Below are 15,812 nucleotides of genomic sequence, written 5' to 3' on the forward strand. Positions count from 1 at the left end.
AGGTTTACTGTAATAATACGTTATTTTACGATGGCAAAGGTACACAAAAAAAGCCACCCGACAAAATCGAGTGGCTTAAAATATGTCAAACTAAGATTTGATCTTATTTGAGCTCAGCGAGGTACTTAATAGTACGAACCATCTGAGAAGTGTAAGAGTTCTCGTTGTCGTACCAAGAAACAACCTGTACGAGTGAGTTGCCGTCCTCCATCTTGCTTACCATTGTCTGGTTAGCGTCGAAGAGTGAACCGAACTTCATACCGATGATGTCGCTTGAAACGAGCTTCTCCTCAGTGTAACCGAAGCTCTCGTTAGCAGCAGCCTTCATGGCAGCGTTAATGCTCTCAACAGTTACATCACCCTTAACAACAGCGTGCAGGATAGTTGTAGAACCAGTTGGAGTTGGAACGCGCTGAGCAGCACCGATGAGCTTACCGTTGAGCTCAGGAATTACGAGACCGATAGCCTTAGCAGCACCAGTTGAGTTAGGAACGATGTTCTGAGCACCAGCACGAGCACGCTGAACATCACCCTTGCGCTGAGGACCGTCGAGAATCATCTGGTCACCTGTGTAAGCGTGAACAGTTGTCATGATACCGCTCTGGATTGGAGCGAGGTCGTTCAGAGCCTTTGTCATAGGAGCCAGGCAGTTTGTTGTACAAGAAGCAGCGCTGATAACAGTGTCAGCAGGAGTCAGAGTCTTGTGGTTTACATTGTAAACGATAGTAGGCAGATCGTTACCAGCAGGAGCAGAGATAACAACCTTCTTAGCACCAGCAGTGAGGTGAGCAGAAGCCTTCTCCTTAGATGTGTAGAAACCTGTGCACTCCAGAACAACGTCTACATCCAGCTTACCCCAAGGGAGCTCAGCAGCGTTAGGAATAGCATAGATAGTGATCTTCTGACCATCAACAACGATGTAATCCTCACCAGCCTCTACAGTGTGCTTGTTCTCACCAATCTTGCCACAGAAACCACCCTGAGCGGTATCGTACTTCAGCAGGTGAGCGAGCATCTTAGGACTTGTCAAGTCGTTGATTGCTACTACTTCATAACCTTCAGCCTCGAACATCTGACGGAATGCGAGACGACCAATACGGCCAAAACCGTTAATTGCTACTTTTGTCATTTTCTTAATTATTTAAATGGGTTATACCTATTATTACTAACTTTTTTAGCTCGAAAAACGAACTTTTTTTTATTTTCGGATGCAAAGTTACAAAATTATTCCTATATTTGCAGCATAAATCACTTAAAAATAAAGTGAAAAGTGAAAACTGAAAAGTAAAAAGTATAAAAATCGGCGGCAAAAAACCAATGATTGCAAAATACAGATTACAATTCATACATTAATATATTAAACATTAAACATTAAACATTTAAAGCTTATGGGATTTATTAAAGAATTCAAGGAGTTTGCCGTTAAGGGCAATGTGATGGACATGGCAGTGGGTGTTATCATTGGCGGTGCCTTTGGTAAGATTGTAAGCTCGCTGGTTGACGATGTGCTGATGCCTGTTGTAGGTATGGTTACTGGCAATGTAGATTTTACCAGCCTGGCTTTCCAGATTGGCGAAGGCGAGGGTGCAGCTGTGCTGAAGTATGGTACGTTTATACAGAACGTGGTAGATTTTGTGATCGTGGCATTCTGTATCTTCCTGATGCTGAAGGGCATTAACAAGCTGAACCGCAAGAAGGAAGAGCCTGCTCCAGAGCCCGAGGCTCCTAAGGGTCCCACCCAGGAAGAGCTGCTGGCTGAGATCAGAGATCTGCTGAAAAATAAATAAACAATAAAAAAGCCCCGCCGATTGGCGGGGTTTTTATTTTACTTAAACTTATACGGCAGGTCGCCCTTGGCCCAGTTGGTGCCATCGCCCCAGCCGGGGTTCTGCTCGAGCACACCCTCCGACAGGGTTACCTGATCCTCAGGAATCTTGAAGAATCCACCACCCGTTTCGTTATAACGCTGCATAAAATCGTTGGTAAAGGCATACTCGCCAGGAATACCCTGGTTGGTAATCTTGTTGCCTACCTGATTCTTAACCTTCTCGGCCACATCGCCCCAACGGCGCAGGTCGTTCCAGCGCAGAGCCTCGAAACACAACTCGTAGCGGCGCTCCTTTTTAAGGGCAGCCAGACTGTAGGTGATATCGTTCAAGCCGGCACGCTGGCGAACGGCATTCAGTCCGCTCTTGCCATTGAGCACAGCCTTACCATCGGTAAGCTCGGAGTGCATGAGCAGCACATCGGCAAAGCGCAGCCATACCAGCGACTGAGTAAGACCCGACTGGCGGTTGTTCTCAGAGCCATAGTAGTAAGCATAGCTAAGGTAGCGGCTGCTGTGATCCTCACTATAGGCCTCGCAACCTATGTACTTCTTAGCCAGCAGGTTGGTGTTCTCTACCTCCTTGGCGGGATCGCCCTTGTACTTAGGAATCTCGACGGCACGATCGCAGATAGAACCCACACGGCGATAGTCGCCCTGATAGTCGGGATCGGCAGCCCAATCGGTCCACAGTTTTTCGCACACAGGACCGTTAGAATAACCCTGAACTGAGAATGGGAAGGCATCAACAGTGGTCTTGCGCAGGCCGTAGAACTCAACAATACGGTTGTGGCGCAACTGCGAGTCGGCACTCCAACCGGCCTTGTTACTCATCTTAACGGCAAACATGTTCTCCATATTCTCGTCGGTAACCCAATTCAAACCGTTGTCGAGGGCATAAGGATAATCCTTGGCGGTATAGGGGTTGGTGTAAGGCCACAGGTTGCGCTGATCGCTAACCAGGCCAAAGCCAGAGTTCTGGATACAATCCTCGAGCCACGAGGCTACCTGAGCCTTTGAGATGCTACCACCCTCGGCCAAAGGCAGCTCGCTCTTGTTATAGAAGCCTGTATAGAACAGCCATACACGGGCCATCAAACCCTCGGCAGCCCATTTTGAGGCACGCCCCTCGCCAAAGGCGGGATACTTGGTTGAAGGACCATTCTCGATAGCAGCCTTGAGGTCGCTACCAATCTGGGCATACACCTCGTCGGCCGTGGCGCGTGGCAGGTTCTGCGGATCGGTGCTGAGAACCAGGGGCACACCATTAAACACCTGAGCGAGGTTGAAATAATAGAATGCACGCAGGAAGTAGATTTCGCACAGCAACTGCTTTTTCTTATCGGGCGAGCTCCACTCGGTAACGTTGTCGATGGTTTCGAGCGCGTTGTTGGCACGGTTGATACCTGCATAGCGCTGCTTCCAAAGGGGTTTCATCCAATCCACATAGGCATTCATGAGGCGATCGACACCCTGAGCGCCAATGTTACTCTGACTACCACCACCCAAGCGGTCGTCGCCAGCGATATCGAATATAAAGAAGGGGTCTTCCTCGGGGTCGGCCAGGTTGCGGTTCATAACAGAGTAGATACCATTTACCATCTGCACGGCATCGGTCTCGTTAACAGGGAAGTTCGAGGTATCCTTCATCGTAAGGTTCTCGGTATCCAGGAAATCGTCGCAGGAGCAAGCCAGCACGATGGCTGCTACTGCAATGCCAAAATTACATAATTTAAGCATCAAAGATCTATAGTGTTTCATAATTACCATGTGTTTAGAAGTTTATATTCAGTCCTACCTGCCATGAGCGAGCCGATGGATAGTAACCACAGTCGATACCCGAAGCCCAGCTGGTGCCATTGCCGAAACCTACCTCAGGATCCATACCCGAGTAGCCGGTAAAGCAGAAGTAATTGCTGAGGGCCACGTAGAGGCGGCACTTCTGCACGGGCAGCTTGTTGTAGAGCTTCTTAAAGTCGTAGCCAAAGGCAATGCGAGAGATCTTGAAGAAGTCGGCATCCTCTACCCAAACCTTCGAGATTTCGCTCATGTTCACGTTCTTACCATCGGAGAAGCGTGGATACTTGTTGGTGCTACCCTCGCCTGTCCAGTACTTGGTGTAAACATCGGTACAATAGTTATCATCGGGGTGATCGGAGAACTGACGATAGCTCTTGGCCACCTGCTGACCGAACGAGCCGTAGCCATTCAGAGCCAGGTCGAAGCCCTTATAAGCCAGGTTGATGTTAAGACCTACGGTAAAGTCGGGGTTAGGATCACCAATCATGGTCTTGTCGGCATCGCCGGTATCAATCTTACCATTGCCGTTCACATCCACGAACTTCACGTCGCCAGGCTGCAGCGATTCGCCCTGCAGCGAGTTCTTCTTATCGCCACTACAGTTACGGTTGATGTAATCCTGCAGGTCGGCCTCGTTCTGGATGATACCTTCCATGGCATAGCCCCAGAAGTAGCCGATAGGATAACCTACCTGCAAGCGATACAGCTCGGCCGTGTTCTGGGCGATGGCATTAGAACCACCATGGATGATACCCTCGGAGTTAGCCAATCGGGTAACCTCGTTCTTGTTATGCGAGAAGTTGAAGGTTACGCCATATACAAAGTCCTTACCCACCTTATCGTTCCAGGTGAGCTGCACCTCGTAACCCTTGTTCTGGATATCGCCACCGTTCACATAAGGCGCACCTGTACCGTACGACAGCAGCATGGGCGCACGTACCAGCCAGTCCTTGGTGGTTTTGTTATACCAGTCGAAGGCCACGCCCAGACGATTGTTCAGGAATCGGGCATCGAAACCAAGGTCTAACTGCTCAGAGGTTTCCCACTTTACATCCTTGTTAGGCAGGATGTTAGGATAAGCACCGATGCCTGGATTATCCTTGCTCTCGAAATAGTAAGGATCGTCGAACGCGATGGTACCTACATACTGGAAGTTAGAGATGTTACAGTTACCATTCTGACCCCAGCTGGCACGAATCTTCAGGAAGTCAAGCCACGACTTGGTCTTCTCCATAAACGCCTCGTTGCTGATAACCCAACCAGCGCTGACTGATGGGAAATAACCCCAGCGCTTGCCACGGGCAAAGTTGGATGAACCATCGGCACGCAGCACGAGCGAGAGCAGATAGGTCTCGTCGTAGTTATAGTTGATACGACCGAAGAACGACGACAGGGCACCCTGATCCTCGGGGCTACCACCTATCGAGGTGTAGGCAGGGTCAACCACATTGGCGTTGATGATATAGGCATGATCGAACGAGCCTGGGAACAGCGAGTTACTGTTAGTAACGTTGACACTGCTGCCATAGCCCCACTTCTCGATACTCTGACCCAGCAGGGCGTCGATATTATGCAGGCCGAACGACTTAACGTAGTTGATAGTGTTCTCTAACGACCAGCGGATGCTGTACGACTGGTTCTGACTCACGTCGTCGTTAGGATTCGACTTCTTGGTGCTGAGCTCGTAAACAGGCTTGTAGCTGCGGCCCTCGCGATGGCGATACAGCCAACCGGCACTGGCGCGATAGGTAAGATCCTTGATGGGCGAGAACTCGAGGAAGAAGTTGCTCTGCAGGCGCCAGCCCTTGGTATAGCCGTAGCCCTCGTCGTACTTCATCTGAGCCAACGGGTTGGCCATCTCGGCACTGAAATCCCAGCCATCGGCCACAATATCCTTGTACTCGTAGAAGCTGCCATCCTCGTTGTAAGCAGGCAGCAGCGGACTCATGGCCAGCAGGTTACGGATGCTGTTACCATAGATACCACCAATGCTTACACCTTTCTTATTAGTAGCCGAGAAGGTGATATTCTCGCCGAACTTGAGCACGTCGCGACCCTTTTTGCGGATGAGCGAGTAATCGGAGTTAAGGCGAACGGTATAGCGATCGTACTTAGGATCGGCAGGATAGCCGATGGTACCCGTCTGGTGATACTTACTGAAACCTAACGAGAAGCGCGACACATCGCTACCACCAATGATATTTACTGAGGCATTGTGCATGGGCGCATCGTGGATGGTTGTCTCCTCCAGCCAGTTGGTGCCATTCCAAGTGCCATTCATAATCTGTGCGTACTGCTTGGGAATCAGCTTGGCCCAGTCGTAGGTGCTCACACCCTGTATCTGATAGGCCTTATCGTTAATCTCCATATACTGCTTGGCATTCAGCGGGGTAACATCATTGGTATTAGGATTCTGCCATCCCATATAACCATCGAAGGTTACCTGCACCTTGCCACTCTTACCCTTCTTGGTGGTTACCAGAATAACACCGTTTGAGGCACGGGCACCATAGATGGCACTCGAAGCAGCATCCTTGAGCACGTCGATACTCTCGATATCGTTTGGCGACAGGTCGGTGATAGATCCACCAGGCACGCCATCGATGACATACAGCGGGGTGTTACTACCGGCTGTACCCATACCACGGATAACCACCTTGTAGCTCTCGCCTGGCTGACCAGAGTTCATCACGATGTTCATACCGGCAGCCTGACTCTGCAGGGCACCAAAGGCATCAACGGCATTGATGGCTGCGATATTGTCAGAGGTTACATGTACGGTTGAACCTGTAACCAGCTTTTTGCGCTGGGTACCATAACCCACTACCACCACATCGTTGAGCACCTCGGAATCCTCTTCCAAAGTAACATTCACGCTCTTGCCGGCGGTAGGTTTAACAGTTACATTCTTGTAACCCACAAAAGAGATACGGATACTTGCACCCCTGGCAACAGTAATGCTGAAGGAACCATCGGCTCCTGTAAGCGTTCCATTACTCTGTGTGCCTAACTCAATGACACTGGCGCCTATGACAGGTTCGCCACTGGTGTCGAGAACCACACCCTTTACCTGCACAGTAGGCTTAGCCTGAGTAACAACCTGACTAGCTCGCGCCTGAGCCACGGGCATGGTTGAACCCATAACCAACATTCCTGCACAAACAGCAGAAAGGATCTTTGAATAGTTGTACATAATGATAATAATTAATTAGTAATATAACCGGTAATTGGTTTCTAGTTCCATGTTATATCAACCCTATGTTTATGGCTAGGATTGATTAATTCAGCATGTTTGATTTTTAACGTCGCAAATATACGATATATATCTGATAGTTGCAAGTAATTTAAGGATTTTAACAAAAAAGCCCTGCCTTGCGGCAGAGCTTTTAATGTGATGATGTTTACTCCCACTCGATGGTTGCGGGTGGTTTCGACGAGATATCGTAGCAAACGCGGTTTACGCCACGTACCTTATTAATAATCTCGTTACTTACCTTAGCCATGAAGTCGTAAGGCAGATGTGCCCAGTCGGCTGTCATTGCATCGGTACTGGTTACAGCACGCAGGGCTACGGGATGCTCGTAGGTACGCTCATCGCCCATCACACCTACACTGCGAACAGTAGAAAGCAGGATGGCACCTGCCTGCCAGATCTGATCGTAGAGCGAAACCTCGATCTCGCCATCCTTCATATCGGCAGGGATACCGGCAGCCAGCACCTTGCGGGCCTCTTCGCCACTCAGCTTTACCTTGTAATCGCGCAGACCGCGGATATAGATATCGTCGGCATCCTGCAGGATACGTACCTTCTCAGGAGTGATATCGCCCAGGATACGAACAGCCAAGCCAGGACCAGGGAAGGGGTGACGGGTAATCAAGTGTTCGGGCATGCCCAACTGGCGACCTACACGACGAACCTCGTCCTTGAACAACCACTGCAGGGGCTCGCAAAGCTGCAAGTGCATTTCCTTAGGCAGACCGCCTACGTTGTGGTGGCTCTTAATCACCTTACCTGTAATATTCAAGCTCTCGATACGGTCGGGGTAGATAGTACCCTGAGCCAGCCACTTGGCATCGGTAATCTTCTTAGCCTCGGCATTGAACACCTCGACAAAGTCGCGACCGATAATCTTACGCTTCTGCTCAGGATCGGTAACACCAGCCAGATCGGCAAAGAACTTAGCGCTGGCATCAACACCAATCACGTTCAGGCCCAGCACCTTGTAGTCGTCCATTACCTGGTTGAACTCGTTCTTACGCAGCATACCATGATCTACAAAGATACAGGTAAGGCGATTGCCGATAGCCTTGTTGAGCAGTACAGCAGCAACAGATGAATCGACACCACCTGAGAGGCCGAGAATCACACGGTCGTCGCCCAGCTGAGCCTTGAGCTCAGCTACTGTAGAATCGACGAACGAAGCGGCACTCCACTCCTGCTTACTGCCACAGATATCAACTACGAAGTTCTTCAGGAGCTGTGTGCCCTGCAGGGTGTGGAACACCTCGGGGTGGAACTGTACAGCCCATACGCCATCGCGCCAGAATGCAGCGTTCTTAACGTCCTTAGTAGAACCAATAACCTCGAAACCCTCGGGGATTGAGGTGATGGTGTCGCCATGGCTCATCCATACCTGTGAGTGCTGCTCGAAACCTTTGAACAGGGGATTCGTGGTGTCGACAGTCTCAAGGTTGGCACGTCCATACTCGCGAGAGTCGGCCTTTTCGACCTTACCACCCAGGGTGTGACTGATGAACTGAGCACCATAGCAGATACCCAGCACTGGCACACGACCTACAAACTGCAACAGGTCGACCTTGAAAGCCTCAGGATCGTGTACCGAGTAGGGCGAACCACTCAGAATTACACCAATCACCGAGGGATCGTCCTTCGGAAATTTGTTGTAGGGCATAATCTCGCAGAAGGTGTCCAGCTCGCGCACACGGCGGCCGATAAGCTGCGTGGTTTGCGAACCGAAATCGAGAATAATAATCTTCTGTGTCATAGATATAATTTACAATTTGACAATTTACAATTTACTATTGATAAACGCTTCGGCTTGATCGAGGGTGTCGAGTTTGCCTACGTCCATCAACCTCAGATCCTTGGCCTCGTAACCACGAATCAGATGGGTGCCACAGGCCTTGAGATAAAAGTCCATAATGGGGAAGCGATCGGGCCACTCATCCAACAATGGCACGAGTGATGGGTGGAACACGTGAATGCCCGAAAAAGCGAGCTTTCGCAATTGACCATTCTTGCCTTGCAAGCCAGCAGAGCTGGAGCGGACCATTGACCATTGACCATTAGAGATGGGGCCTTTGAGAGCGCCGGTTTCGATGTTGGTCCAGCCATGCAGGCGCATCTCGTCATCGAACATCAGATAACGCTTGGTCTGGCGCTCGCTGACTACCAGCAAGGGGGCACCCATGGGCAGCGCCTCGAGGTCGAGATTGCTCAGGATATCCACATTATGAATCAGGATGGGCTCATTGGCATCAAACAAAGGCAGCGCCTTCTTGATGCCACCACCTGTTTCGAGCAGCGCACTGGTTTCGTCGCTGATACGGATATCCAAACCAAAGTTATGATTTTCCTCAAGATAGGTTACAATCTGATCGGCAAAGTGGTGAACATTTACCACAATGCGCTCATAACCAGAGGATTTAAGTTTTTGTATTACATGCCAAATGAGCGGCTGCCCCCCTACCCTCACCAGTGCCTTAGGCATGGTGTCGGTTAGTGGCTTGAGACGAGTGCCAAGCCCTGCGGCAAATATCATCGCTTGCTTCATTCGGCGCACTATGCTTTATTTGGGGTGCAAAGGTAGCACTTTTTTGGGAGATAAAAAAGAAATTGCCCCAAAAAATTTTGGAGCAATTCTGTTAATAAGTTAGTTAGAACATACGTGGGCCTCCGAAGCCGCCGCCACCACGACGACCGCCGCCGAAGCCACCACCACCTGGGCGACCACCGCCAGGACCACCAAAGCCACCACGACCAGGACCACCAGGGCCACCAAAGCCACCCTGACGACCAGCCTTACCACCAAACAGGTTCAAACGATAGATGACGTGAACCATGCCATAGCTGGTAACGGCATTGTACTGGGTATCGTTACGCATCATAGCTGTGACTGTGCTCGACAATGTGCTCTGCTGGTGCAGGATGTCGTACAGCTGCAGCGAGATGGTAAGGGGCTTACCCTTGAGGAAGCTCTGCGAGAGCTGGGCATTCCAGATAAGCTCGTTGGTGTTCATCGAGGCATCGTAGTAACCACGACGGCTCTGCATGTTCAGGTTGGTAGTAAGCGATGTGCCCCAAGGAGCTGTTACGCCCACCATACCTCCGTAGGTAAACTGCCAGGTATCAAGGTTATTACTGGTTTGCAACTCGCTACGGTTGCGGTTGTAGTTGAGCGATCCGTTGAGCTCGATCTCCAACCAATCGTTACGATAGCTGAAAGCCAGGCGCTCCATGATGGTCTGCGACTTAGTAACAGCCTTGGCATCGCTCACACCATCATTAACAAAACCTACGTTGTGGTTGTATCCAAAGTTAGTAAATGTATTCACGTTAAAGTAACCAGCCGAGTCGATGGCTGTGTTGAACATAAAGCCAACGTTGGCATTCCAGTTACCATTGATATTCTCAGGACGAGTCATACGTGCACCACCATCCAACAGGGTAACCTTGTTGGCGATAGAGTTAGCGGTGGTAGAGAAGTTTACGAATGTCATCACAGCACGCTGGTGCTTCTGGAAGTAATCGTTGTAGAACAGCTGGAAGTTCTGACGGAACGAAGGCTTCAAGCCAGGGTTACCTCGTGTAATGTTCAAGGGGTCGCTGTTATCTACGATATCCAGCAGATCGCTCATAGAGGGCTGCGAGGTGTTGGCACGATAGGTGAAGCGCAACTGACCAGTCTGCGACTTCTTCCAACGGAAGTCCATGGTAGGTGCAAAGTTGGTAACAGTGCGGGTGGTATCGGCATGGATACCCTTGTAGTCCTGAATAAAGTGCGACTTCTGAGGCACCATCTGCACACCAATATTAAAGGTATATGAGTTGCGAACGATACGCAGCATCAACTCAGCGGTGTGGATGTAGTTCTGATACTCAGAGTAGCGGCTCTGGCTATCATCGCGATAAGGATCGAGCGAAGTGATACGACCAAACTGGCCCAGATACTCATCCCATGAGCGATAACCACCATTCCATGCAGCAACGGGATCAACCTTACTGAAATCATAGGTACCACGATCGCTCTTCTGGAAACGGTACTGGTACTGATAGCTGAACTGCAAGTAAGTGCGAGGCAGAATAGGCTCGCTATAAGTAATGCGTGCGCTATAGTTCCAGTTCTTGGTTGGGGTGATAGAATAACGATTGGTAATGGTGGTTGAATCGACAATTCCTAAGGTGTAATAGTTAATCAGGCTGTTTGAAGCCGATTTGCTGGTGCCGTCGCTCCAACCTGCATTCAGCTGTACAGTGATGTTACGACCTGTATTGCTGAGACGACGGTTGAACTGCAACATACCACTTACATTCTTTGAATCGCTATACGATACGCTGTTCTGCGTACGGTTGTTCTTCAGGAAATCCTTCAGCTCATCCAACTGGTCGAGCGGACTAGTGATACGCTTATTGTCGAAAGGATTGGCAGTAAAGGTAGCCTCGGCACCCTCGTTATCGCCATCCTGAGAGTTATAACGGAAGTTTGGGCGGAACATGATGTTGGTCATCGAGTCGGGGGTCCACTCCAAACGCATCTGGGCATTCCAGTTGTTAGAACGGGTATAGTTCTGTGTAAGACTGTTACCATACTGCGAGTTGGTAGCACCATACATAGTCATGCTGGTAACCTTTGAGAGGGCATCGCCATCGCTGTGGTTCCAACGTACACTACCATCCAGAACCAGCTTACCTGTATTCTCGTAGTTCAGGTTGATACCAGTCATCTTATTAGCTGTAAGACCCTGGCGACCACCGCCAAAACGGCCACCACCGCCACCACCGGGGAATCCCATATCGTTGGTGTTGTTGGCATTGGTCATCAGGAACACCTTCATATCGCTATTCATGATACCACCGAAGATACGGCCTGCATAACGGTTCTTAGTACCTGCGGCAAGGTCGGCATTCATCATAAAGCCCTTGTTCATACCCTGCTTGATACCAAAGTCGAGCACAGTCTCCTCTTCGCCATCCTCGATACCTGATACACGGGCCAGGTCGCTCTGCTTATCGTAAGCCTTAATGCGGTCGATGATATTGGTAGGCAGATTCTTCATGGCAGTCTTGGTATCGCCAGTCATAAACTCCTTACCATCTACCAGAATCTTCTTCACCTCCTTACCATTAATCTTAATAGTACCATCGTCGCTCACCTCGGCACCAGGCAGACGCTTAACCAGCTCCTCAACTACCGAGCCCTCGGGGGTACGGAAGGCAGCAGCATTATATACAAAGGTGTCGGCCTTCAGTGTCACCTTCGAGGCGCGTGCTGTAACAGTGGCACCCTTCAGCATGATAGCATCGGGACTGAGCGAGATGGTGCCGGCATTGTAACCCTTACCATCCTTTAAAGTAAACTTCTTGGTGTAAGTCTTAAAGCCCACGTAGGTAATCTTCAAGGTGTAAGTACCATCGCTGGGGGCTGTAACACGGAATGCACCATCGGTGTTGGTAACACCATTGGCCACAACCTTCTCGCCTGAGAGAATAGAAGCGGTGGCCTGAATAACTGCATCCTGCGTATCCTGCTCAATCACTTTACCTGTAACCACGCGCTGTGCGTGTACCGACAATACCGTAAACATTACGGCCATCATGAATAGTAATAATCTTCTCATTGCTACTTTTTTCTACGTTTTTTTGAAAGTTTGACGCCTTTTCAAAAAAAAAGTTTAACCTATAGGCTATTTTTTTGTTTAATTTGTTACGTTTTAAAAAAATAATGTTATCTTTGCACTCTATAAAAATTAAAAAGTCAACTACGGCACCAAACAATGAGCCCACAGAAAGTTGTCATATCAGACCAGCTAGATCGTACACTCGCTGAAGCTATAGCAGAGTGTGAACACGATAAGGTTTTCGTCCTGGCCGACGAGACCACAGTTGAGTGCTGTCTGCCAGTTATCGAGCAGTTCGAATGCATGGCAGGCGCTAAGCGCATCACGATCGAAGCTACTGATACGCATAAGAACCTGGCTTCGCTGAGCCATGTATGGCACGACTTGAGCGAGGGCGGTGCTACACGTCACACCTTATTAATAAATATAGGCGGTGGCATGGTAACCGACTTAGGTGGTTTTGCCGCTTCAACCTTTAAGCGCGGCATTAACTACATTAACATCCCCACTACCCTGCTCTCGATGGTAGATGCATCGGTAGGTGGCAAGACAGGCATCAACTTTTTAGGCCTGAAAAACGAGATTGGCGTGTTTAACAATGCCAAGAGCGTGATACTGGATACTGAATTTCTGAAAACCCTGGATACAGAGAACATGCTGTCGGGTTATGCCGAGATGCTGAAACACGGACTGATTAATGATGCGAAGATGCTGGGCGAGTTACTCTCGTTTGATATCGAGCACCCCGATCTGGAACAGTTAAAGCGTATGGTGGCCGAATCGGTAGCTGTAAAGCAGCGCATCGTAACCGAAGACCCCACCGAGAAGGGCATCCGCAAGGCATTGAACTTAGGTCATACCGCTGGACACGCGTTCGAATCGTTCGCTCTGAAGCACAATCCCGTACTGCACGGCTACGCTGTGGCATGGGGCCTGATAGTAGAGCTGTACCTGAGCGCCATCAAGACGGGATTCCCCACTGATAAGATGCGCCAGACGGTAAGATTCATATTGGATCACTACGGAAAGATGAACATTACGTGCGATGATTACCCCACCCTGTTGGAGCTGATGACGCACGACAAGAAAAATATAGCTGGCATCATAAACTTCACACTGCTGGGAGGTGTAGGCGACATCCTTATCGACCAGACGGCTACGAAGGAAGAAATCTATGAGGCATTCGACTTTTATAGAGAAAGCTGATGCTGGTGTCTTAACACAAACCAATTCAACTTAATAGACCTAATCATATTACTAACTAATCAGAGTAGGACTGCTCGCGAGAGTAGTCCTATTCACTTTTTAGCCAGTTCTTCGGCCCTTTTTCGGGCTGGTTTGCCTGTTTCGGTAAGCGGTATTTGGTTTACGTGCAAGTAAACTTTAGGTTGATGGTACTTGGGCAGCACCTGCTCGCAGATGGTTTGCGCCTCGGCGGTATCACCCTCGGTCAACAGCACCACTATCTCACCAAACTTCTCGTCCTTACGTTTACTTATAATATAAGGTACGCGCATGTACTTTTTTAGAATTTGCTCAACCTCCTCGATCTGAATCTTGATACCACCCGAACAAATCACATTGTCCTTACGACCACGGATGCGGAATCTTCCATCGGACTTCAACTCTACAATATCGTTGGTAGTCAATGTCTGGGCGCAAACCTCAGGAGCATCAATCACCAGACAACCCTCGTCGGTAGTACTCAACTTAACGGTGGGGAAAGGCATGTACCACTCAGAGGCCTCAGGGCCACTGATGCGACGCAGGGCGATATGCGAGAGTGTCTCCGTCATACCATATGTGCTCCAAACAGCATGGGGGAAGGTACGCAGCTCGGCCTCCATCGCCTCGTCGATAGCACCACCACCAATAATCAGATGTCGGATAGCCATCAGTCGCTCCTTCTCCTCAGGCACCTGCAATGAGTTATACACCTGCATAGGCACCATGGCGGCAAAATCAAATTGAAAATTGAAAATTGAAAATTGAGAATGTTTAATGTTTAATGTTAAATGTTTAATGTCAAGTGGATGCCCACAGGGGGGCACCTCAATTAATTTAAGGCCACGCTCAATAGAGCGTACCACCATCATCTTACCAGCAATATAATCGGTACTCATACACAGCAGCGCCGTATCGCCAGGCTTCAATCCCAAAAAGTCGCAGGTTATGCGTGCAGAATTAAGCATCCTGCGCTTCTCTACCAGCATACGTTTGGGCTCACCAGTACTACCACTGGTTTTCACCTCAACATACGCCGAATCATTATTCCACTCGTCTATAAACGCCATAGTTGATCGCCTTGAATGGTGAGGGGCATTTCGATGTTATCAGTAAACAGCTGACCAGTGCCTAAGCCCTGTGGCATGCTGATATCGTCGCCATACACACTCGAAGCAAACTGGGCGATGGCATTCAAACCGATATTACTCTCAAGGGCCGAGGTAATCCACGAGCCGATATGCAGACTGCGAGCGATATCAATCCACTCCTTACTACCCATCATACCACCATGCAACGAAGGCTTGAGGATGATATAGCGGGGCTTGATAATCTCGAGCATATGACGCTTCATCTCCGCATCATTCACACCTATCAGCTCCTCATCAAGGGCGATAGGCAGGGGCGACTCCCTGCAGAGTTCGGCCATATAAGCCCACTGACCTTGCTTGATGGGCTGCTCGATAGAATGGATATTGTACTGCGACAAGAGTTCAAGTTTATACAGCGCCTCATCGTAGGTAAAACCACCATTGGCATCCAAGCGCAACTCCACCTCGTGATGCGAGAAGCGCTCGCGGATACGCTTTACCAAATCAAACTCCTTTTCAAAGTCGATGGCACCAATCTTCAGTTTCACACAGCGGAAACCCAACTTCAGTTTCTCCTCCATGCGCTGCAGCATCTCCTCGTAATTGCCCATCCACACCAGTCCGTTGATGGGGATGCCCACCTCGCCACGCGAAAAAGCAGTATCGAAGAGTTTTTCGCCCTTTTGCAGATTCAGCCAGGCTGTTTCCAATCCAAACAGCATCGAGGGATAATCGCGCAGAGCATCATAATCCATCTCGCCCTTGGCACAGAATGCCTCGCAAAACTCCTTCAGTTTAGCTTCATACTGCTCGTCGGGCATCGCATCGCAACTCAGATCGGGCAACGGTGCACACTCGCCCACACCCTGCTTATCACCATCACTCAGATGAATCAGCCACATCGTGCGGGTTAAATAAACCCCGCGAGAAGTCCCCGCGGGTTGTTTAAAATGCAATATTTTTTTTTCTATTTCAAATCGCATAATTATCTTCATTAATAAAGGCCGTGTTCG

General features: G+C 49.5%; 10 protein-coding genes. 2 read left to right on the forward strand and 8 right to left on the reverse strand.

Annotation, left to right across the window (positions count from 1 at the left end; all coding sequences use genetic code 11):
- Positions 1–103 precede the first annotated feature (103 nt).
- Complete coding sequence (gene gap / locus PRU_RS08660; RefSeq protein WP_013063865.1) at positions 104–1,129, reverse strand: type I glyceraldehyde-3-phosphate dehydrogenase; 1,026 nt, start codon at positions 1,127–1,129, stop codon at positions 104–106.
- Between the two features lie 259 nt (positions 1,130–1,388).
- Here gap and mscL point away from each other — a divergent pair, with 259 nt between their 5' ends.
- A complete protein-coding gene (mscL, locus tag PRU_RS08665) occupies positions 1,389–1,787 on the forward strand; it encodes a large-conductance mechanosensitive channel protein MscL (RefSeq protein ID WP_013063381.1) in 399 nt (132 codons plus the stop codon).
- A 38-nt stretch (positions 1,788–1,825) separates the two neighbouring features.
- On the opposite strand, the gene PRU_RS08670 is transcribed toward mscL, so the two are convergent.
- The 5 genes from PRU_RS08670 to PRU_RS08690 all read right to left on the reverse strand — a co-directional run bounded on the left by PRU_RS08670 (position 1,826) and on the right by PRU_RS08690 (position 12,484).
- Positions 1,826–3,586, reverse strand: a complete 1,761-nt coding sequence (locus tag PRU_RS08670; RefSeq protein ID WP_013064182.1) for a RagB/SusD family nutrient uptake outer membrane protein — start codon at positions 3,584–3,586, stop codon at positions 1,826–1,828.
- A 13-nt stretch (positions 3,587–3,599) separates the two neighbouring features.
- Positions 3,600–6,818 carry a SusC/RagA family TonB-linked outer membrane protein gene (locus PRU_RS08675; RefSeq protein WP_041385994.1) on the reverse strand — a complete coding sequence of 1,073 codons (3,219 nt, stop codon included), beginning with the start codon at positions 6,816–6,818 and terminating at the stop codon, positions 3,600–3,602.
- 208 nt (positions 6,819–7,026) lie between these two features.
- Positions 7,027–8,631: a glutamine-hydrolyzing GMP synthase gene (gene guaA / locus PRU_RS08680; RefSeq protein WP_013065020.1), complete on the reverse strand. Its 1,605-nt coding sequence runs from the start codon at positions 8,629–8,631 to the stop codon at positions 7,027–7,029.
- A gap of 24 nt (positions 8,632–8,655) precedes the next feature.
- Complete coding sequence (locus PRU_RS08685; RefSeq protein WP_041385996.1) at positions 8,656–9,420, reverse strand: nucleotidyltransferase family protein; 765 nt, start codon at positions 9,418–9,420, stop codon at positions 8,656–8,658.
- Positions 9,421–9,523: 103 nt separating this feature from the next.
- Positions 9,524–12,484, reverse strand: coding sequence for a TonB-dependent receptor (locus PRU_RS08690; protein ID WP_013063158.1), 2,961 nt, complete (start codon positions 12,482–12,484; stop codon positions 9,524–9,526).
- Positions 12,485–12,640: 156 nt separating this feature from the next.
- On the opposite strand from PRU_RS08690, the gene aroB reads away from it, so the two are divergent.
- Positions 12,641–13,690, forward strand: a complete 1,050-nt coding sequence (gene aroB / locus PRU_RS08695; RefSeq protein WP_013064647.1) for a 3-dehydroquinate synthase — start codon at positions 12,641–12,643, stop codon at positions 13,688–13,690.
- 92 nt (positions 13,691–13,782) lie between these two features.
- Here the strand turns inward: aroB and PRU_RS08700 are convergent, their stop codons facing one another.
- Together PRU_RS08700 and menC are read right to left on the reverse strand one after the other, a co-directional pair.
- The gene (locus PRU_RS08700) at positions 13,783–14,778 is read right to left on the reverse strand and encodes an AMP-binding protein (protein ID WP_013065269.1); all 996 of its coding nucleotides are present in this window, start codon (positions 14,776–14,778) and stop codon (positions 13,783–13,785) included.
- A complete protein-coding gene (gene menC, locus PRU_RS08705; RefSeq protein WP_373314255.1) occupies positions 14,766–15,785 on the reverse strand; it encodes an o-succinylbenzoate synthase in 1,020 nt (339 codons plus the stop codon). Before menC ends, PRU_RS08700 begins: the two co-directional genes overlap by 13 nt.
- Between the last annotated feature and the right edge of the window lie 27 nt (positions 15,786–15,812).

Origin of the sequence: Xylanibacter ruminicola 23 (genome assembly GCF_000025925.1) — a bacterium.
Lineage (GTDB): Bacteria > Bacteroidota > Bacteroidia > Bacteroidales > Bacteroidaceae > Prevotella > Prevotella ruminicola.